The following is a 19,051-nucleotide window of genomic DNA, read 5'->3' on the forward strand; positions in this document are numbered from 1 at the left end:
GCGCGAGCAGCGACTCGAGGTCGATGTCGGAGGCGTGCTGCGAGGACACCACGACGGTGTCGAGACGGACGGCCTTGTCGCCGTCGTACTCGATGGTGACCTGGGTCTTGCCGTCGGGGCGGAGGTACGGGATGGTCCCGTTCTTCCGGACCTCGGTCAGCCGCTTGGAGAGGCGGTGCGCGACGTGGATGGGCAGCGGCATCAGCTCGGGGGTCTCGTCCGAGGCGTAGCCGAACATCAGGCCCTGGTCGCCGGCGCCCTGCTTGTCCAGCTCGTCCTCGTCACCCTCGACGCGCTTCTCGTACGCCGTGTCGACGCCCTGCGCGATGTCCGGGGACTGCGACCCGATGGACACCGACACGCCACAGGAGGCGCCGTCGAAGCCCTTCTTCGAGGAGTCGTACCCGATCTCGAGGATCTTGTTCCGCACCAGGGTAGGGATGTCGGCCCATGCCTTGGTGGTCACCTCGCCCGCGACGTGCACGAGGCCGGTGGTGATCAGCGTCTCGACGGCGACGCGGGAGGTGGGGTCCTCGCGGAGAAGCGCGTCGAGAATGGTGTCGCTGATCTGGTCAGCGATCTTGTCGGGGTGACCCTCGGTCACGGACTCCGAGGTGAACAGACGACGGGACACAACGCTCCCTGGGGTTGCAGCGGCTGCTGGCTCAATGCATGGTGCGGACCGGCAGGGGGCTGCGCCCCTCGACGTTCCGAGGCCAGTCTATCGGTCATGGTCGCGTATGGGACCGGGTGTCTCGCAAGGTGGGAGTCCGAACGGGCGTGAAAAGGCCCCCTCGGACAGGGGGAATATCCGGCAAGACCGCCCGAGACGGGCGATTTCGCCACGTTTGGGTCCGCCATGGCGGTGGTGGTCGCGACGCGGGAGTACAACGGACAGGATGCACCGATTCCGCCCGGCCTGTCCCTTGTGCGCGCTCACGGCCCTCTCGGAGCGGCCGCTCCCGGTCGGTCAGGCGGGCAGCGACCGGAGGCGGGGTGCCACGAGGTCCCAGACCGTCTCCGCGAGCGTTTCCTTCGGTCCGTACGGTACGGGCGTCTCGGCGCCGTCGGCCGCCAGGACCACGGCCTCGTTCTCCTCGGAGCCGAAGGTCTTGCGCTCCCCCACCTCGTTGACCACCAGCAGGTCGCACCCCTTGCGGCGGAGCTTCGCGCGGCCATTGGCGAGGACGTCGTCGGTCTCGGCGGCGAAGCCGACCACCACCTGGCCGGGCAGGGCACGGTCGGCGGAGATCTCGGCGAGGACGTCGGGGTTGCGGACCAGCTCGACGACCGGAGCCTCGACGTCGTCCCGCTTCTTGATCTTGCCGGGGGCGTAGACCGCCGGCCGGAAGTCGGCGACCGCCGCGGCCATGACCACAGCGTCGGCGTCGGCGGCCGCCTTGAGGACGGCCTCGCGCAGCTGCACGGCCGTGCCGACGTGCACCACGTCGACGCCGGCCGGGTCGGGGATCCCGGTGTTGGCCTCGACCAGGGTGACCCGGGCACCGCGGGCGGCGGCGGCCTTGGCGAGGGCGTAGCCCTGCTTGCCGGAGGAACGGTTGCCCAGGTAGCGGACCGGGTCGAGGGGCTCGCGCGTGCCGCCGGCGCTGACCACGACATGGCGGCCGACGAGGTCGGGGGCGGCGGCGCCGCGGGCCAGGATCCGCCGGCAGACCTCGAAGATCTCGGCGGCCTCGGGCAGCCGCCCCTTGCCGGTGTCGACGCCGGTCAGGCGGCCGACGGCGGGCTCGATGACGACCGCGCCGCGGCGGCGCAGGGTGGCCACGTTCTCCTGGGTGGCGGGGTGCTCCCACATCTCGGTGTGCATCGCCGGGGCGAAGACGACCGGACAGCGGGCGGTGAGCAGCGTGTTCGTCAGCAGGTCGTCGGCGAGGCCGTGGGCGGCCTTGGCGAGCATGTCGGCGGTGGCGGGGGCCACGACGACGAGGTCGGCGGCCTGCCCGATCCGCACGTGCGGGACTTCGTGGACGCTCTCCCAGACCTCGGTGGAGACGGGGTTGCCGGAGAGCGCGGACCAGGTGGCGGCGCCCACGAAGTGCAGGGCGGAGCCGGTCGGGACGACGCGGACGTCGTGGCCGGACTCGGTCAGCCGCCGGAGCAGCTCGCACGCCTTGTACGCGGCGATGCCGCCGCTCACCCCCAGGACGACCTTCGGCTTTGCCACCACTGCTGCTCCCCGCACTCGGATGCGTACGTCTCCATGAGACACCACAGGCCCGGCGGATGTTCCGCCGGGCCTGTGGTGACGAGCGTCACCCGCTCGTGTCCGTGCTTACTGCGCCGGGCCCTCGATGGCCTCGGAGGTCAGCAGACCCGCGTTGATCTCACGCAGGGCGATCGAGAGCGGCTTCTCGTGGACGTGGGTGTCCACCAGCGGACCGACGTACTCGAGCAGGCCCTCGCCGAGCTGCGAGTAGTACGCGTTGATCTGACGCGCGCGCTTGGCCGCGTAGATCACGAGGCTGTACTTCGAGTCGGTGGCCTCGAGCAGCTCGTCGATCGGCGGGTTGATGATGCCCTCGGGCGCGGTGATGGAAGAGGACACGCTCTAGCCTTCCGAAGAAACTTCTGGGTGAGCTGATCGGGACGATCAGATCCAGGTGATCAGTGATAGATCAGACAACGTTCATCAAGGCTAGCAGCTCACGCGCCACGTCCTCGACGGAGGTGTTGACCAGGGTGGTGTCGAACTCGGTCTCGGCGGCCAGCTCGACCTTCGCGACCTGGAGCCGGCGCTCGATGACCTCGGGCGACTCGGTACCGCGGCCGGTGAGCCTGCGGACGAGTTCGTCCCAGCTCGGCGGGGCCAGGAAGACCAGCTGGGAGTCGGTCATCGACTCCTTGACCTGGCGGGCGCCCTGGAGGTCGATCTCCAGGAGCACCGGCTCGCCCGCCTCCAGGCGCTCCAGGACCGCCCGCCGGGGCGTGCCGTAGCGGTTGCCCGCGAACTCGGCCCATTCGAGGAGCTCACCGTTGGCGACCAGCTTGTCGAACTCGTCGTCCGAGACGAAGAAGTACTGGACGCCGTGCTTCTCGCCGGGCCGCGGCTTTCGTGTCGTGGCCGACACCGAGAGCCAGACCTCGGGGTGGACCTTGCGCATATGAGCGACGACCGTGCTCTTGCCGACCCCTGAGGGGCCGGAGAGCACGGTCAGTCGCGGACGAACCTCTGCTGCCATGCAGCGATTATTCCAGTGGTTCACCCCCGCTTGCGCAGGGAGGAGGCTGCATGCCGGATATGTCCCGAAAGATCAGGCCCCGGTGCTGCCGAACTCTCGCTCCAGCGAAGCGATCTGGTTGGAGCCGAGACCGCGCACGCGACGGCTTTCGGAGATGCCGAGTCGCTCCATGATCTGCTTGGCGCGGACCTTGCCCACGCCCGGCAGGGACTCGAGCAGCGCGGAGACCTTCATCTTGCCGATGACGTCGTTCTCCTGGCCACTCTTGATGACCTCGTGGAGGGAGGCGCCGGAGTGCTTGAGTCGATTCTTGACCTCGGCCCGCTCCCGGCGAGCCGCGGCGGCCTTTTCGAGCGCGGCTGCGCGCTGTTCAGGGGTAAGGGGCGGAAGAGCCACGCCTACGTCACCTCGGATGTCGAACTGTCGGATACGGACCGGTGAGGAACCTAGTCGCCCCACACCAGTGGAGCAACGATCAACGTAGTCTCCGTTGAACGCTGACTCTGCCCCGGAGACTAGCGGCCTATGCCTCTCCAGTCAGCGAGAACAGCGGAAAAGTCCTGGTCAGCATCGACTGACCAGGACTTTCCCGGCATAACGACCGGCTTTTCGGCCAAGTTTTTGTCAAAGGGTGAGACGGCTCCGACCTGCGGATTGGTCAGATGTGCGGTTTCGCGGCCACCGCCTCGCGGATTTCGTCCGCGTAACGCTCCGCCGAGGCCCGCAGGGCGGTGGCGTCCGGGCCCTCCTTGAGGACGCCCCGGCTGACGTTCGGGACGACGTTGCGGACCGCCGCGCCGAAGACGGCCGGAAGGTCGGCCGGGGTCGCGCCCTGGGCTCCGATGCCGGGGGCCAGGAGGGGGCCGTTGATGTCGAGGTCGAAGGAGGAGAGGTCGCCGAGGGTGGCGCCGACGACCGCGCCGAAGGAGCCCATGGGGGTCTCCCCCGCGTTCTCCTCGGCGAGGTGGGCCAGCATGGTCGCCCCGATGGTCCGGCCGTCCTCGCGGACGGCCCGCTGGACCTCGGCGCCCTCGGGGTTGGAGGTGAGGGCCAGGACGAAGAGGCCGGCGCCGTTCTCGCGGGCCAGGTCGACGGCGGGGCGCAGGGAGCCGTATCCCAGGTACGGGGAGACGGTCAGGGCGTCGGAGAAGAGCGGGGAGTCCTTGTGCAGGAAGGTCTCCGCGTAGGCGGCCATCGTGGAGCCGATGTCGCCGCGCTTGGCGTCCATGACGACCAGGGCGCCGGCCGCCCGCAGGTCGGCGACGGCGCGCTCCAGGACGGCGATGCCGCGCGAGCCGAAGCGCTCGAAGAAGGCGGCCTGGGGCTTGAAGACCGCGACCTGTCCGGCGAGCGCCTCGACGACGGTGCGGGTGAAGGTCTCCAGGCCCGTGACGTCGTCGCCGAGGCCCCAGGAGGCCAGCAGGGAGGCGTGCGGGTCGATGCCGACGCAGAGCGGTCCGCGCTCGTCCATCGCGGCGCGCAGGCGGGTACCGAAGGAGAGGGTCACGACGTGGCCTTTCGGGTGTCGGCGCCGACGGCCTCGGCGAGAGTGGCGTACGGGCTGGCGGCGAGGCGCGCGGCGAGGCCCTTGTGGATCGCTCGGGCGTAGAACGGCCCTTCGTAGACGAAGGCGCTGTACCCCTGGATCAGCGTGGCCCCGGCCAGGATCCGCTGCCAGGCGTCCTCGGCGTTCTCGATGCCGCCGACGCCGACGAGGACGATCCGGTCGCCCACGCGCGCGTGGAGGCGGCGCAGGACGGCCAGGGAGCGCTCCTTGACGGGGGCGCCGGAGAGTCCGCCCGTCTCCTTGACCAGGGCGGGCTCCGACCGCAGACCGAGCCCCTCGCGGGCGATGGTCGTGTTGGTGGCGATGATGCCGTCGAGGCCGAGCTCCAGGGCCAGGTCGGCGACGGCGTCGATGTCGTCGTCGGCGAGGTCGGGGGCGATCTTGACCAGGAGGGGGACCCGGCGGTCGGTGACCGTGCGGTCGGCGGCCTCCCGTACGGCCGTGAGCAGGGGGCGCAGGGACTCGGTGGCCTGGAGGTTGCGCAGCCCGGGGGTGTTGGGCGAGGAGACGTTCACGACGAGGTAGTCGGCGTGCGCGGCGAGGCGCTCGGTCGACTTCACGTAGTCGGCGGCGGCCTCGGCCTCGGGGACGACCTTGGTCTTGCCGATGTTGACGCCGACGACGGTCCTGAAGACCGGCACGCGCGCGCGGAGGCGGGCGGCGACGGCGGCGGAGCCTTCGTTGTTGAAACCCATGCGGTTGATCAGGGCGCGGTCCTGGACCAGCCGGAAGAGGCGCTTCTTGGGGTTCCCGGGCTGGGGTTCGCCGGTCACGGTGCCGATCTCGACGTGGTCGAAGCCGAGCATCGCCATGCCGTCGATCGCGACGGCGTTCTTGTCGAAGCCGGCGGCGAGGCCGAAGGGGCCGTGCATGCGCAGTCCGAGGGCCTCGGTGCGCAGCTCCTTGTGGCGGGGCGCGAGGGCCGCGGCGAGGAAGGTGCGCAGGACCGGGACGCGGGCGGCGAGGCGGATCCAGCGGAAGGCCAGGTAGTGGGCCTCCTCCGGGTCCATCCGCTTGAAGACGAGGTGGAAGAAGAACTTGTACATGGAGGTGTCCTCACCAAGAGGGGGACACCGTTTCCGGTGTCCCCCTCGTGGCTGCTAGTCGCGGGCCGCGGTCAGATGCGCCGCGTGTTCCTGGAGTGAGCGGACGCCCACGTCGCCGTGGCCGAGCGCCTCGATGCCCTGGACCGCCGCGGCGAGCGCCTGGACGGTGGTGAGGCACGGCACGCTGCGCGCGACCGCCGCCGTACGGATCTCGTAGCCGTCGAGGCGGCCGCCGGTGCCGTAGGGGGTGTTGACGATGAGGTCGACCTGACCGTCGTGGATCAGCTGGACGATCGTCTTCTCACCGCCGGGGCCCTCGCCCTCGCTGAGCTTGCGCACGACGGTGGCGTTGATGCCGTTGCGCTTGAGGACCTCGGCCGTGCCGGAGGTGGCGAGCAGTTCGAAGCCGTGGGCGACCAGCTCGCGCGCCGGGAAGATCATCGAGCGCTTGTCGCGGTTGGCGACGGAGATGAACGCGCGGCCCTTGGTGGGCAGCGGGCCGTAGGCGCCGGCCTGCGACTTGGCGTAGGCCGTGCCGAAGACGGAGTCGATGCCCATGACCTCGCCGGTGGAGCGCATCTCCGGGCCGAGGATGGTGTCCACGCCGCGGCCCTGGATGTCGCGGAAGCGCGACCACGGCATCACGGCCTCCTTGACGGAGATCGGCGCGTCGAGCGGAAGGGTGCCGCCGTCGCCGCTCTTCGGCAGCAGGCCCTCCGCGCGCAGCTCGGCGATGGTGGCGCCGAGCGAGATGCGGGCGGCGGCCTTGGCCAGCGGCACGGCGGTCGCCTTCGAGGTGAAGGGGACGGTCCGCGAGGCGCGGGGGTTGGCCTCGAGCACGTACAGGATGTCGCCGGCCATGGCGAACTGGATGTTGATCAGTCCGCGCACGCCGACGCCCTTGGCGATCGCCTCGGTGGAGGCGCGCAGGCGCTTGATGTCGAAGCCGCCGAGCGTGATCGGGGGCAGGGCGCAGGCCGAGTCGCCGGAGTGGATGCCGGCCTCCTCGATGTGCTCCATGACGCCGCCGAGGTAGAGCTCGGTGCCGTCGTAGAGGGCGTCGACGTCGATCTCGATGGCGTCGTCGAGGAAGCGGTCGACCAGGACCGGCCGGGTGGGGCTGATCTCGGTGGACTCGGCGATGTACGCCTCCAGGCGGGCCTCGTCGTAGACGATCTCCATGCCGCGGCCGCCGAGGACGTACGACGGGCGTACGAGGACGGGGTAGCCGATCTCGTCGGCGATGGCCTTGGCGCCGGCGAAGGTGGTCGCGGTGCCGTGCTTCGGGGCGGGGAGTCCGGCCTCGGCGAGGACCCGGCCGAAGGCGCCGCGGTCCTCGGCGGCGTGGATGGCCTCCGGGGAGGTGCCGACGACCGGCACGCCGTTGTCCTTGAGCGCCTGGGAGAGGCCCAGCGGGGTCTGGCCGCCGAGCTGGACGACGACGCCGGCGACGGGTCCGGCGAGCGTCTCGGCGTGGACGATCTCCAGGACGTCCTCCAGGGTGAGCGGCTCGAAGTAGAGCCGGTCGGAGGTGTCGTAGTCGGTGGAGACGGTCTCGGGGTTGCAGTTGACCATCACGGTCTCGTACCCCGCGTCGCTGAGCGCGAAGGAGGCGTGGACGCAGGAGTAGTCGAACTCGATGCCCTGGCCGATGCGGTTCGGGCCGGAGCCCAGGATGATCACGGCGGGCTTCTCGCGCGGCGCGACCTCGCACTCCTCGTCGTACGAGGAGTAGAAGTAGGGCGTCTTGGCGGCGAACTCGGCGGCGCAGGTGTCGACCGTCTTGTAGACGGGGCGGACGCCGAGGGCGTGCCGGACCTCGCGGACGACGTCCTCGCGCAGACCGCGGATCTCGGCGATCTGGGCGTCGGAGAAGCCGTGGCGCTTGGCCTCGGCGAGGAGCTCGGGGTGGAGCTTCTCCGCGGCGGTCAGCTCGTCGGCGATCTCCTTGACGAGGAAGAGCTGGTCGACGAACCAGGGGTCGATCTTCGTGGCGTCGAAGACCTCCTCCGGGGTGGCGCCGGCGCGGATGGCCTGCATGACGGTGTTGATGCGGCCGTCGGTGGGCCGGACCGCCTCGCGCAGCAGCTCGGCCTTGTCGCCGGGCTCGCCGACGAAGGTGAACTGCGAGCCCTTCTTCTCCAGGGAGCGCAGCGCCTTCTGGAGGGCCTCGGTGAAGTTGCGGCCGATGGCCATGGCCTCGCCGACCGACTTCATGGTCGTGGTCAGCGTGGAGTCGGCCTGCGGGAACTTCTCGAAGGCGAAGCGAGGAGCCTTGACGACGACGTAGTCGAGCGTGGGCTCGAAGGACGCCGGGGTCTTCTCCGTGATGTCGTTGGGGATCTCGTCCAGCGTGTAGCCGACGGCGAGACGCGCGGCGATCTTCGCGATCGGGAAGCCGGTCGCCTTGGAGGCGAGGGCGGAGGAGCGCGAGACGCGGGGGTTCATCTCGATGACGATGATCCGGCCGTCGTCCGGGTTGACCGCGAACTGGATGTTGCAGCCGCCGGTGTCGACGCCGACCTCGCGGATGATCGCGATGCCGATGTCCCGCAGCCGCTGGTACTCGCGGTCGGTGAGGGTCATCGCCGGGGCGACGGTGATCGAGTCGCCGGTGTGGACGCCCATCGGGTCGAAGTTCTCGATGGAGCAGACGACCACGACGTTGTCGTTCTTGTCGCGCATCAGCTCCAGCTCGTACTCCTTCCAGCCGAGGATGGACTCCTCCAGGAGGACCTCGGTGGTCGGGGAGAGCGTCAGGCCCTGGCCGGCGATGCGGCGCAGCTCGTCCTCGTCGTGGGCGAAGCCGGAGCCGGCGCCGCCCATCGTGAAGGAGGGGCGGACGACGACGGGGTAGCCGCCGAGCGTCTCGACGCCCTGGAGCACGTCGTCCATGGAGTGGCAGATGACCGAGCGGGCGGACTCGCCGTAGCCGATCTTGGCCTTGACGGCCTCGACGACGCCCTTGAAGAGGTCGCGGTCCTCGCCCTTGTTGATGGCCTCGACGTTGGCGCCGATGAGCTCGACGCCGTACTTCTCCAGGACGCCCTGCTCGTGCATGGAGATCGCGGTGTTGAGCGCGGTCTGGCCGCCGAGGGTCGGCAGGAGGGCGTCGGGGCGCTCCTTGGCGATGATCTTCTCGACGAACTCGGGGGTGATCGGCTCGACGTAGGTGGCGTCGGCGATCTCCGGGTCGGTCATGATCGTGGCCGGGTTGGAGTTGACCAGGATCACCCGCAGGCCCTCGGCCTTGAGGATGCGGCAGGCCTGGGTGCCGGAGTAGTCGAACTCGGCGGCCTGGCCGATGACGATCGGGCCGGAGCCGATGACCAGGACGGACTGGATATCGGTGCGCTTAGGCACGCTCGGCCTCCATCAGGGATACGAAACGGTCGAAGAGGTACGCGGCGTCGTGCGGGCCCGCGGCCGCCTCGGGGTGGTACTGGACGCTGAAGGCCGGCCGGTCGAGCAGCCGGAGTCCTTCGACGACCTGGTCGTTCAGACAGACGTGGGAGACCTCGGCGCGGCCGTAGGGCGTGTCCGAGACCTTGTCGAGGGGGGCGTCGACGGCGAAGCCGTGGTTGTGCGCGGTGACCTCGACCTTGCCGGTCGTACGGTCCTGCACCGGCTGGTTGATGCCGCGGTGGCCGTACTTCAGCTTGTAGGTGCCGAAGCCGAGCGCGCGGCCCAGGATCTGGTTGCCGAAGCAGATGCCGAAGAGCGGGGTCCTGCGCTCCAGGACGCCCTGCATGACGGAGACGGGGCCGTCCGCGGTGGCCGGGTCGCCGGGGCCGTTGGAGAAGAACACGCCGTCCGGCTGAACCGCGTAGACGTCCTCGACGGTGGCGGTGGCGGGCAGCACGTGGACCTCGATGCCGCGCTCCGCCATCCGGTGCGGGGTCATGCCCTTGATGCCGAGGTCGACGGCGGCGACGGTGAACTTCTTCTCGCCGATGGCGGGGACGACGTACGTCTCCTTGGTGGCGACCTCCGCGGAGAGGTTCGCGCCCTTCATCTGCGGGGCTTCCTTGACGCGGGCCAGCAGGGCCTCGTCGCGGACGCCCGTCCAGGCGTCGCCGGAGAAGATGCCGACGCGCATGGCGCCGCGCTCGCGCAGGTGGCGGGTGAGGGCGCGGGTGTCGATGCCGGAGATGCCGACGACGCCCTGGGCCGCGAGCTCCTCGTCGAGCGAGCGCCGGGCCCGCCAGTTGGAGGAGACGCGGGCGGGATCACGGACGACGTAGCCGGCGACCCAGATCTTCGAGGACTCGGGGTCCTCGTCGTTGACGCCGGTGTTGCCGACGTGGGGGGCGGTCATCACGACGACCTGACGGTGGTACGACGGGTCGGTGAGCGTCTCCTGGTAGCCGGTCATGCCGGTGGAGAACACGGCCTCGCCGAAGGTCTCCCCCACGGCCCCGTAGGCGCGGCCGCGGAAGACGCGGCCGTCCTCCAGGACGAGTACGGCGGGAAGCGACCCCTTCCGCTGCGAGGCCGTCCCCGGATTGGAGGTTGTCATCGTGCGGTGCCTTCCGTCGGAGTGGTGCTGTTCTTCGCGTGCATGGAATTGACGGCCTCGACCCAGGCGGTGTGCTCCGCCGCGCGGTCGGACCGGAAGCCCGAGTCCAGGAGCTGATCGCCGTGCGCCCAGGTCACGATCAGCAGCCCTCCCTCGGCGAGGACCTTGCCGGCGATGCCCTTGTCGAGCCGGGCCTCGCGCAGCTGCTCGGCGGGGACGAAGAAGTCGGTCGCCCCGGGGCGTACGACTTCCAGGCCCGCGTCGGTCAGCGTGAGCTCGACCCTGCTGCGGGTGCCCAGGCCGTGCGCGACGATCCGGTCGAGCCACTGCCCGGCGGTCGTCGAGCCGTGGTAGCGGCCGGTCATGCTCAGTTTCGCCTCACCCGGCGTCCGGGGCATTCCCGGCAGCTCCGGCAGGTCCGACTGGAGGCTGCCGCGCCACTTCCATCCCTGGCGCATCAGCCAGTAGACGAAGGCGACGAACAGCGCCAGGCCGACCAGCCAGCCGATGCGTCCGGCCCAGTTGGTGACCTCCGCCGATTTCTCCCCGGCGGCCAGGATGATCAGAGATGTCACGCCAGCTTCCCGTCCACGAGCGTCGCCCGGCCCCGCAGGAAGGTGTGGGTGACGCGTCCCGGCAGCTCGCGGCCCTCGTAGGGGGTGTTGCGGCTGCGGGAGGCGAAGCCCGCGGGGTCCACGGCTCCACGGTATGCCGGATCGACCAGCGTCAGGTTGGCGGGCTCACCTGCCGAGACGGGGCGTCCGTGCCCCTCGGCCCGGCCGATCCGCGCGGGCGTGACGGACATGCGGTCGGCCACGCCGGCCCAGTCGAGCAGCCCGGTCTCCACCATCGTCTGCTGGACGACGGAGAGCGCGGTCTCTAGGCCGACCATGCCCATGGCGGCCGCGGCCCACTCGCAGTCCTTGTCCTCGTGCGGGTGCGGGGCGTGGTCGGTGGCGACGATGTCGATGGTGCCGTCGGCCAGGGCCTCGCGCAGCGCCATCACGTCACGCTCGGTGCGCAGCGGCGGGTTGACCTTGTACACGGGGTTGTAGGTGCGGACCAGCTCGTCGGTCAGCAGCAGGTGGTGCGGGGTGACCTCGGCGGTGACGTCGATGCCGCGGGACTTGGCCCAGCGGACGATCTCGACCGAGCCGGCGGTGGAGAGGTGGCAGATGTGGACGCGGGAGCCGACGTGCTCGGCGAGGAGGACGTCGCGGGCGATGATCGACTCCTCGGCCACGGCCGGCCAGCCGCCGAGGCCCAGCTCGGCGGAGACGACGCCCTCGTTCATCTGGGCGCCCTCGGTGAGGCGGGGCTCCTGGGCGTGCTGCGCGACGACGCCGCCGAAGGCCTTCACGTACTCCAGCGCGCGGCGCATGATCACGGCGTCGTCGACGCACTTGCCGTCGTCGGAGAAGACCGTGACGCCGGCGGCGGAGTCGTGCATGGCGCCCAGCTCGGCGAGCTTCTTGCCCTCGAGGCCGACGGTGACGGCGCCGATGGGCTGCACGTCGCAGTAGCCGGACTCCTTGCCGAGGCGGTAGACCTGCTCGACGACGCCGGCGGTGTCGGCGACGGGGAAGGTGTTGGCCATGGCGAAGACGGCGGTGTAGCCGCCGGAGGCGGCGGCCCGGGTGCCGGTGAGGACGGTCTCGGAGTCCTCGCGGCCGGGCTCGCGCAGGTGGGTGTGGAGGTCGACCAGGCCGGGCAGCAGGACGTGGCCCTCGGCCTCGACGACCGTGGCGCCCTCGGCGGACAGACCGGTGCCGACCGCGGCGATGGTCTCGCCCTCGATGAGGACGTCCTGGGCCTCGCCGCCGAGCACCTGCGCACCGCGGATAAGGATCTTGCTCATGGTTACTTGGTCTCCTCGGTACGGTGGTGGGTGACGGCGGGCTCGTTGCCGCCCAGGAGCAGGTAGAGGACCGCCATCCGGATGGAGACGCCGTTGGCGACCTGCTCGATGACCGTGCAGCGGTCGGAGTCGGCGACCTCCGCGGTGATCTCCATGCCCCGGACCATCGGGCCGGGGTGCATGACGACGGCGTGCTCGGGCATCCTCGCCATCCGGTCGCCGTCGAGTCCGTACCGGCGCGAGTACTCGCGCTCGGTCGGGAAGAAGGCGGCGTTCATCCGCTCGCGCTGCACACGGAGCATCATCACCGCGTCGGACTTCGGCAGCACGCTGTCGAGGTCGTAGCTGATGTCGCAGGGCCATGCCTCGACGCCGACGGGGACGAGGGTGGGCGGGGCGACCAGGGTGACCTCGGCGCCGAGGGTGTGCAGCAGGTCGACGTTGGAGCGGGCGACCCGGCTGTGCAGGATGTCGCCGACGAGCGTCACCCGCTTGCCCGCGAGGTCCTGGCCGAGGCCGGCGTCGCGGCCGACGAGGCGGCGGCGCAGGGTGAAGGCGTCCAGCAGGGCCTGGGTGGGGTGCTGGTGGGTGCCGTCCCCGGCGTTGATGACAGGGGCGTCGATCCAGCCGGAGGTGGCCAGACGGTAAGGGGCGCCGGAGGCGCTGTGCCGGATGACGACCGCGTCGACGCCCATGGCCTCCAGGGTCTGGGCGGTGTCCTTGAGGGACTCCCCCTTGGAGACGCTGGAGCCCTTGGCGGCGAAGTTGATGACGTCCGCGGAGAGCCGCTTCTCGGCGGCCTCGAACGAGATCCGGGTGCGGGTGGAGTCCTCGAAGAAGAGGTTGCAGATCGTACGGCCGCGCAGCGCGGGCAGCTTCTTGATCGGCCGGTCGGCCACCCGGGCCATCTCCTCGGCGGTGTCGAGGATGAGGACGGCGTCGTCGCGGGTGAGGTCGGCGGCCGAGATGAGGTGACGCATCATCGGGGGTTCGCTCCGTGTGGTGGCGAGTGTGAGGGCGTGCGGGCACGCAGGGGTGTGCCCTGGACCCGTCGGGGTGCCGGTACGGCTAGGAGGCGGGCTTGCCACCGAGCAGGACGGTGTCGCGACCGTCCTCCTCGGCGAGCTGCACCTTGACCGTCTCCCGCAGCGACGTGGGGAGGTTCTTGCCGACGTAGTCGGCACGGATCGGGAGTTCGCGGTGGCCGCGGTCGACGAGGACCGCGAGCTGGACGGCGCGGGGGCGGCCGAGGTCGCCGAGCGCGTCGAGCGCGGCGCGGATGGTGCGGCCGGAGAAGAGCACGTCGTCGACCAGGACGACCAGGCGGTCGTCGATGCCGTCGGCGGGGATCTCGGTGCGCCCGATGGCCCGGGCGGGCTTCATCCGCAGGTCGTCGCGGTACATGGTGATGTCGAGGGAGCCGACCGGGATCTTCCGTCCGGTGATCTCCGCGAGCTTGTCGGCCAGCCGGCGGGCGAGGAAGACGCCGCGCGTGGGGATGCCGAGGAGCACCACGTCGTCGGCGCCCTTGGCGCGCTCGACGATCTCGTGGGCGATGCGGGTCAGTACCCGCGCGATGTCGGGGCCCTCGAGAACAGGGCGTGCCGCATCGGTCTGCTGCTGTGCGTCCATATGAAACGGACCTCCTTCTCCGCCTCACGGGACGGTTCTTAAAGGACGTCGGAATTGCGCCTTCGACTGTAGCAGGGGCGGGCGACGGCCCTGCTCACACCCCCGCCGCCGCTCCGGGCGCCGTCGCCCGGGAGGGGCCGGTACGGACCATTCGGCTTGACGGAGACAAGTAACGCTGCGTAACCTCACAGTGAGTCACCAGCCACGCGGCGGAGCCGCACGTTGTCACAGCGTCCGGGGAGCTATATGTCCAGCGAATACGCAAAGCAGCTCGGGGCCAAGCTCCGTGCCATCCGCACCCAGCAGGGCCTTTCCCTCCACGGTGTGGAAGAGAAGTCCCAGGGCCGCTGGAAGGCCGTCGTGGTCGGCTCGTACGAGCGCGGCGACCGCGCGGTGACGGTTCAGCGCCTCGCCGAGCTGGCGGACTTCTACGGCGTCCCGGTGCAGGAGCTCCTGCCCGGCACGACCCCCGGCGGGGCCGCCGAGCCGCCGCCGAAGCTGGTCCTGGACCTGGAGCGCCTGGCCCACGTACCGCAGGAGAAGGCCGGCCCGCTCCAGCGCTACGCGGCGACGATCCAGTCCCAGCGCGGGGACTACAACGGCAAGGTGCTGTCGATCCGCCAGGACGACCTGCGCACCCTCGCCGTGATCTACGACCAGTCGCCCTCGGTGCTGACCGAGCAGCTGATCAGCTGGGGCGTCCTGGACGCGGACGCGCGCCGTGCGGTCGCTCACGAGGACAGCTGATCCTCACCCGCTGAACGACTCAGCAGAAACGTTGCCGCCGGGGTGGCGGAAGACCTTCGGGTCTTCCGCCACCCCGGCGGCTTCGTCGTCTCCGGGCGCCCGCGTACGCCCCTGAGCGCCGTCGCACGGCGGCGTGCGCCGTCACGGGCCTCGGGCGCGGTCGCGCGCGGCCTGCGGCTCCGTGTGGGGTTCCGGGGAGCCTCGGGCGGTCGCGCGCGGCCCGCTGCCCCGTGTGGGGTTCCGGGGAGCCTCGGGCGCCGTGGTGTGCGCCCCGCTTCCCCGCGCGCGGTGCACGGCCCCCTGGGGCGCGCCGGCACGGTCGTACGGCTCGAAGCGCGCTCACGTGGGTCGTCGGCGGGAGGACGTCACGGACGGCGACAGGGCACGGAGGGCGCGGACGCCGAAGGGGCCCGCGGCAGCACGTGCCACGGACCCCTTCGACTGCCGGGAGGGCGCCTCGTTCAGGCGTCCCGGCGCAGGCGCGGCTTCAGGTCCTTGAAGCGGGCCAGCAGGCCGTTGACGAACGTCGGCGACTCGTCGGTGGAGAACTCCTTGGCGAGCTGCACCGCCTCGTCGATCGCCACGGCGTCCGGAGTCTCGTCGAGCCAGATCAGCTCGTACGCACCGAGGCGCACGATGTTCCGGTCGGCGACCGGCATCCGGTCCAGGTCCCAGTCCACCGCGTAGGTCGCGATGAGCTCGTCGATGCGGGCCACGTGGTCCGCGTACCCCTCGACCAGCTGCATCGTGAACTCGCTGACCGCCGCCTGGCGGTCGTCGGACCGGGCGTGCCGGACCCAGTCCGCGAGGACCTGCTGCACGGAGGCCCCGCGCTGGTCGGCCTCGAAGAGGATCTGGAAGGCGCGCTTACGGGCGTTGCTGCGGGCAGCCACGGTTAGCTGTTCACCCGGCCGAGGTAGTCGCTCGTGCGGGTGTCGACCTTGATCTTCTCACCGGTGGTGATGAAGAGCGGGACCTGGATCTCGTGGCCGGTCTCCAGCGTGGCCGGCTTGGTGCCGCCGGTGGAGCGGTCGCCCTGGACGCCCGGGTCGGTGTGCTGGATGGTCAGCTCGACGGCGGCGGGCAGCTCGACGTAGAGCACCGCGCCCTCGTGCTGCGCGACCGAGGCGGTGAAGCCCTCGATCAGGAAGTTGGCGGCGTCGCCGACGGCCTTGCGCTCGACCATCAGCTGGTCGTACGTCTGCATGTCCATGAAGACGAAGTAGTCGCCGTCCATGTACGAGAACTGCATGTCACGGCGGTCGATGGTGGCCGTCTCGACCTTCACACCGGCGTTGAAGGTCTTGTCGACGACCTTGCCGGAGAGCACGTTCTTGAGCTTGGTGCGCACGAAGGCCGGGCCCTTGCCGGGCTTGACGTGCTGGAACTCGACGACGGACCAGAGCTGGTCCCCGTCGAGCTTGAGCACCATGCCGTTCTTGAGGTCGTTCGTGGAAGCCACGGTTGCGGAATCTCCTGGACTGACGTGGGACCACGGAGGCGTACGCGCCCTAGAGCGCGAGCAGCTCCTTGGTCGTGATGGTGAGTAGCTCGGGTCCGCCGTCCGCCTCCTGGCGCACGACGAGCGTGTCATCGATCCGGACTCCGCCCCGGCCCGGGAGGTGGACCCCCGGTTCGACGGTGACCGGCACACAAGCGTCCAGTTTACCCATGGCCGCGGGTGCGATCTGCGGGTCCTCGTCGATTTCCAGGCCGACACCGTGCCCGGTGAGCGCGGGAACGGCCTCCGCGAGGCCCGCCCCGTCCAGGATCTGACGGGCCGCGCGGTCCACGTCGCGGTATTCGGCGCCGGGCGCGAGCGACTCCCGTCCGGCCCGCTGAGCGGCGAAGACGAGGTCGTAGAGCTCGATCTGCCAGTCCGCCGGTGTCGTCCCGATGACGAACGTGCGCCCGATCTCGCACCGGTAGCCGCGGTAGTTGGCGCCGAGGCAGACCGACAGGAAATCGCCCTCCTCGACCCGGCGGTCGGTGGGCCGGTGCCCGCTCCGGCCGGAGTTGGGACCGGTGGCCACGGAGGTCGGGAAGGCCGCGCCGTCCGCGCCATGGTCGACCAGCCGCCGCTCCAGCTCCAGGGCGAGATGGCGCTCGGTCCTGCCGACCAGGATGGACTCGAGGAGCTCTCCGAGTGCCTGGTCGGCGATCTCGGCGGCGATCCGCAGACAGGTGATCTCGTCCTCGTCCTTGACGATCCGCAACTGCTCCACCGCCCCGCGCAGGTCCGCCAGCCGCAGCCGGGGCGCCACCGAGCCCATGGCCCGGTGGCGGGCCACGGTCAGGTGGTGTTCCTCGACGGCGAGGGCGTCGGCGCCGGCCTGGCCGGCGAGGCCGACGGCCGTGACGGCCGGATCACCGCCGCCGGTGGGCAGGACCTTCTGCCGGAGCGACTCGTCCAGCCGCCCGTCGGCCGGATCGCCGCCGGGCGGTGCGGGGCAGAGCAGCACGTCCTCGTCCGGACCGACCAGCAGGACGGCTCCGGGAGGCGAGCCGCCCGCGAGATAGCGGACGTTGGCGGGGCGGGAGACCAGGGCCGCCGGGCTGCCCGCCGCCGCGCACCGGTCGCGCAGCCGCACGCGGCGGTCCGCATACACCTGTGACATGTTCCGAGCCTACGAGGGGCGGCGCGTCCTGGCCTGCTCAGCGCCGCCGACCGGAGCAACGGCGTGCCCTTCGGGCCATCGCCTCCGCTCGCCCGCCCGGCTACCAGGCGGGCGGGCTGGCTATGGAGCGGGCGAGGACCTCGTCGAGGACCCGCGCCGTGGTCTCCACGTCGTACTTGGAGTTGTCGATGATCGGCAGGCCGGAGCCGTACCAGCCGGCCATCCTGCCGTGGATGGAGGCGACCTCCTCGTCGGACAGGCGCCGGTTGCCGCTGCGCTCGGCGTTGCGCTCCAGGACGATCTCCAGGCCGGGCAGGAGGACCACGGGAAGCAGGCCCGGGCCGACGTGGCGCTTCCAGCCGCCGAGGCCGACGACGGGCCGGTCGGGGAAGACGGCGTCGTCGAGGATGCAGGAGATGCCGTTGGCGAGAAAGTTGCGGGCGGCGAAGCCGCAGGTGCGGCGGGCGAGCCGGTACTGCGCCTCGGAGTGCTCGTTCCAGCCCGACTGGGGGTCGGCGAAGCCGGAGCAGACCCATTCCCGGACGTCGTCGAGGCTGATGTGCGCGGTGGGGACGCGGCGTCGCTGGGCCCAGTGGCGCGCGACGGTCGTCTTGCCCGCTCCGGCGGGACCGATCAGCAGGACGGCGAGGGTCGCCGTGCCGGTGCCGGGCTCGGCGTGCGGCGCCGCGGGCAGCGGGACCGGCGGCAGCTGGACGTGCGCGGTGGTGTCCCGGGGCGGGCCGACGGGGGCGGAGGCCGGGTGGGGCGCGCCCGGATGCGGCGGGCCGGGGTGCTGCGCGGCGGGGTGCTGCGGGCCGGAGTGCTGCGCGCCGGACGCCTGGGGCATGCCGCCGCCCCAGCCGGGTGCGGGCCGGCCCGGGGGCGGTCCCTGCGGCACGGGGTGATGGCCCTGCGGCGCGGGCTGCGCAGGTGCGCCCTGCGGGCGGGCCGGGTGCGGGGGTGGTGCCTGCGGCCCGCCATGGGCCAGTGCCGGGGGCGGCGGCTGCTGGCCGCCCTGGGCCGCCGTCCACCCCGACTGCTCGTGCGGTGGCAACGGAGCCCCCACTGCGTGCTGCATCCGGTGCCACTCCGTCTCGTACGGCCGATACTTCCGGGAACGTTACCGCCCCCGGTCCCCGCAGGGGGAACGGCCGGGGGCGGTCGGCAGTGCCCTGTCAGCCGGTCGATTCCTCGGCGAGGGCGCGCAGGGCGAGCCGGTAGGAGCCGATGCCGAATCCGGCGATGGTCCCGCTCGCCACCGCGGCGACGACCGAGGTGTGGCGGAATTCCTCCCTGGTGTACGGGTTCGAGATGTGCACCTCGATGAGCGGGGCGGTCCGCTGGGCGGCCGCGTCGCGCATTCCGTACGAGTAGTGCGTGAAGGCGCCGGGGTTGAGAACGACCGGAATCGAGCCGTCGGCCGCCTCGTGCAGCCAGCGGATCATCTCCCCCTCGTCGTTGGTCTCCCGGACCTCCACGTCGAAGCCCAGCTCGGCGCCGAGGGCCCGGCAGGACTCCGCGAGGCCCTTGTAGGAGGTGGCGCCGTAGATGTCGGGCTCGCGGGAGCCGAGCCGGCCGAGGTTCGGGCCGTTGAGGACCAGCACGGGACGCAGCTCGCTCACGCGGACACCTCGCCGTAGGCCGCGACGAGCACCGCGGGGTCGGGTCCCTCCAGGACGGTCGGCTTGCCGAGTCCGTCGAGGACGATGAAGCGCAGCAGGTCGCCGCGGGACTTCTTGTCGACCTTCATGGTGTCGAGCAGCTTGGGCCACTGGTCCCCGCGGTAGGTCAGCGGCAGGCCGACCGATTCCAGGACGGCGCGGTGGCGGTCGGCGGTGGCGTCGTCGAGCCGCCCGGCCAGCCG

At 71.2% G+C, this 19,051-nt stretch carries 19 protein-coding genes and 1 pseudogene; 1 reads left to right on the top strand and 19 read right to left on the bottom strand.

Going from position 1 to position 19,051, the window contains the following annotated elements; genetic code table 11:
- The 13 genes from AB0K65_RS31715 to pyrR all read right to left on the bottom strand — a co-directional run.
- The coding region (locus AB0K65_RS31715) for an S-adenosylmethionine synthetase N-terminal domain-containing protein (protein ID WP_365722655.1) at positions 1-634 on the bottom strand (634 nt) is incomplete at its 3' end.
- A gap of 336 nt (positions 635-970) precedes the next feature.
- A complete protein-coding gene (coaBC, locus tag AB0K65_RS31720) occupies positions 971-2,185 on the bottom strand; it encodes a bifunctional phosphopantothenoylcysteine decarboxylase/phosphopantothenate--cysteine ligase CoaBC (protein ID WP_365722657.1) in 1,215 nt (404 codons plus the stop codon).
- Between the two features lie 108 nt (positions 2,186-2,293).
- Positions 2,294-2,566, bottom strand: a complete 273-nt coding sequence (rpoZ, locus tag AB0K65_RS31725) for a DNA-directed RNA polymerase subunit omega (RefSeq protein ID WP_005319902.1) — start codon at positions 2,564-2,566, stop codon at positions 2,294-2,296.
- Positions 2,567-2,636: 70 nt separating this feature from the next.
- Entirely contained in the window at positions 2,637-3,200 is a 564-nt protein-coding gene (gene gmk / locus AB0K65_RS31730) for a guanylate kinase (RefSeq protein WP_365722659.1), read from the bottom strand.
- Positions 3,201-3,272: 72 nt separating this feature from the next.
- Positions 3,273-3,596 carry an integration host factor gene (locus tag AB0K65_RS31735; RefSeq protein WP_030693098.1) on the bottom strand — a complete coding sequence of 108 codons (324 nt, stop codon included), beginning with the start codon at positions 3,594-3,596 and terminating at the stop codon, positions 3,273-3,275.
- Positions 3,597-3,858: 262 nt separating this feature from the next.
- Positions 3,859-4,707, bottom strand: coding sequence for an orotidine-5'-phosphate decarboxylase (gene pyrF / locus AB0K65_RS31740; protein WP_365722661.1), 849 nt, complete (start codon positions 4,705-4,707; stop codon positions 3,859-3,861).
- The gene (locus AB0K65_RS31745; RefSeq protein ID WP_365722663.1) at positions 4,704-5,813 is read right to left on the bottom strand and encodes a quinone-dependent dihydroorotate dehydrogenase; all 1,110 of its coding nucleotides are present in this window, start codon (positions 5,811-5,813) and stop codon (positions 4,704-4,706) included. The genes pyrF and AB0K65_RS31745 overlap by 4 nt, the downstream gene beginning before the upstream one ends.
- Positions 5,814-5,867: 54 nt before the next feature.
- Entirely contained in the window at positions 5,868-9,176 is a 3,309-nt protein-coding gene (gene carB / locus AB0K65_RS31750) for a carbamoyl-phosphate synthase large subunit (protein ID WP_365722665.1), read from the bottom strand.
- Positions 9,169-10,332 (bottom strand): glutamine-hydrolyzing carbamoyl-phosphate synthase small subunit, encoded by a 1,164-nt coding sequence (gene carA, locus AB0K65_RS31755; RefSeq protein WP_365722666.1) that lies wholly within the window; start codon positions 10,330-10,332, stop codon positions 9,169-9,171. Before carA ends, carB begins: the two co-directional genes overlap by 8 nt.
- Positions 10,329-10,907 carry a hypothetical protein gene (locus AB0K65_RS31760; protein ID WP_365722667.1) on the bottom strand — a complete coding sequence of 193 codons (579 nt, stop codon included), beginning with the start codon at positions 10,905-10,907 and terminating at the stop codon, positions 10,329-10,331. Before AB0K65_RS31760 ends, carA begins: the two co-directional genes overlap by 4 nt.
- Positions 10,904-12,190: a dihydroorotase gene (locus AB0K65_RS31765; RefSeq protein WP_365722669.1), complete on the bottom strand. Its 1,287-nt coding sequence runs from the start codon at positions 12,188-12,190 to the stop codon at positions 10,904-10,906. The genes AB0K65_RS31760 and AB0K65_RS31765 overlap by 4 nt, the downstream gene beginning before the upstream one ends.
- A 2-nt stretch (positions 12,191-12,192) precedes the next feature.
- Positions 12,193-13,173 (bottom strand): aspartate carbamoyltransferase catalytic subunit, encoded by a 981-nt coding sequence (locus AB0K65_RS31770; protein ID WP_365722671.1) that lies wholly within the window; start codon positions 13,171-13,173, stop codon positions 12,193-12,195.
- Positions 13,174-13,258: 85 nt separating this feature from the next.
- The gene (pyrR, locus tag AB0K65_RS31775) at positions 13,259-13,822 is read right to left on the bottom strand and encodes a bifunctional pyr operon transcriptional regulator/uracil phosphoribosyltransferase PyrR (RefSeq protein ID WP_365722673.1); all 564 of its coding nucleotides are present in this window, start codon (positions 13,820-13,822) and stop codon (positions 13,259-13,261) included.
- 246 nt (positions 13,823-14,068) lie between these two features.
- Here pyrR and bldD point away from each other — a divergent pair, with 246 nt between their 5' ends.
- The gene (gene bldD / locus AB0K65_RS31780) at positions 14,069-14,569 is read left to right on the top strand and encodes a transcriptional regulator BldD (RefSeq protein WP_030214967.1); all 501 of its coding nucleotides are present in this window, start codon (positions 14,069-14,071) and stop codon (positions 14,567-14,569) included.
- Positions 14,570-15,030: 461 nt separating this feature from the next.
- On the opposite strand, the gene nusB is transcribed toward bldD, so the two are convergent.
- The 6 genes and pseudogenes from nusB to AB0K65_RS31810 form a co-directional block, all read right to left on the bottom strand.
- On the bottom strand, positions 15,031-15,462 hold the full coding sequence (nusB, locus tag AB0K65_RS31785; RefSeq protein ID WP_365722675.1) for a transcription antitermination factor NusB: 432 nt from the start codon (positions 15,460-15,462) through the stop codon (positions 15,031-15,033).
- A gap of 2 nt (positions 15,463-15,464) precedes the next feature.
- Entirely contained in the window at positions 15,465-16,031 is a 567-nt protein-coding gene (gene efp, locus AB0K65_RS31790) for an elongation factor P (RefSeq protein ID WP_365722677.1), read from the bottom strand.
- A gap of 49 nt (positions 16,032-16,080) precedes the next feature.
- Positions 16,081-17,187 (bottom strand): aminopeptidase P family protein, encoded by a 1,107-nt coding sequence (locus tag AB0K65_RS31795; protein ID WP_365722679.1) that lies wholly within the window; start codon positions 17,185-17,187, stop codon positions 16,081-16,083.
- Positions 17,188-17,287: 100 nt separating this feature from the next.
- Positions 17,288-18,265 carry an AAA family ATPase gene (locus AB0K65_RS31800; protein ID WP_365722681.1) on the bottom strand — a complete coding sequence of 326 codons (978 nt, stop codon included), beginning with the start codon at positions 18,263-18,265 and terminating at the stop codon, positions 17,288-17,290.
- Positions 18,266-18,362: 97 nt separating this feature from the next.
- The gene (gene aroQ, locus AB0K65_RS31805) at positions 18,363-18,809 is read right to left on the bottom strand and encodes a type II 3-dehydroquinate dehydratase (RefSeq protein ID WP_365722683.1); all 447 of its coding nucleotides are present in this window, start codon (positions 18,807-18,809) and stop codon (positions 18,363-18,365) included.
- Positions 18,806-19,051 (bottom strand): annotated as a pseudogene (locus AB0K65_RS31810) (3-dehydroquinate synthase); the annotation flags it as partial. The pseudogene AB0K65_RS31810 and the gene aroQ, both read right to left, overlap by 4 nt.

Source organism: Streptomyces sp. NPDC053755, from assembly GCF_040677675.1.
GTDB lineage: Bacteria > Actinomycetota > Actinomycetes > Streptomycetales > Streptomycetaceae > Streptomyces.

Coding starts and splice junctions, on each gene's coding strand:
- gmk (WP_365722659.1), bottom strand. CDS start 3,200: ATGGCAGCAGAGGTTCGTCCGCGACTGACCGTGCTCTCCGGCCCCTCA.
- AB0K65_RS31745 (WP_365722663.1), bottom strand. CDS start 5,813: ATGTACAAGTTCTTCTTCCACCTCGTCTTCAAGCGGATGGACCCGGAG.
- carA (WP_365722666.1), bottom strand. CDS start 10,332: ATGACAACCTCCAATCCGGGGACGGCCTCGCAGCGGAAGGGGTCGCTT.
- AB0K65_RS31765 (WP_365722669.1), bottom strand. CDS start 12,190: ATGAGCAAGATCCTTATCCGCGGTGCGCAGGTGCTCGGCGGCGAGGCC.
- AB0K65_RS31770 (WP_365722671.1), bottom strand. CDS start 13,173: ATGATGCGTCACCTCATCTCGGCCGCCGACCTCACCCGCGACGACGCC.
- pyrR (WP_365722673.1), bottom strand. CDS start 13,822: ATGGACGCACAGCAGCAGACCGATGCGGCACGCCCTGTTCTCGAGGGC.
- bldD (WP_030214967.1), top strand. CDS start 14,069: ATGTCCAGCGAATACGCAAAGCAGCTCGGGGCCAAGCTCCGTGCCATC.
- AB0K65_RS31795 (WP_365722679.1), bottom strand. CDS start 17,187: ATGTCACAGGTGTATGCGGACCGCCGCGTGCGGCTGCGCGACCGGTGC.
- AB0K65_RS31800 (WP_365722681.1), bottom strand. CDS start 18,265: ATGCAGCACGCAGTGGGGGCTCCGTTGCCACCGCACGAGCAGTCGGGG.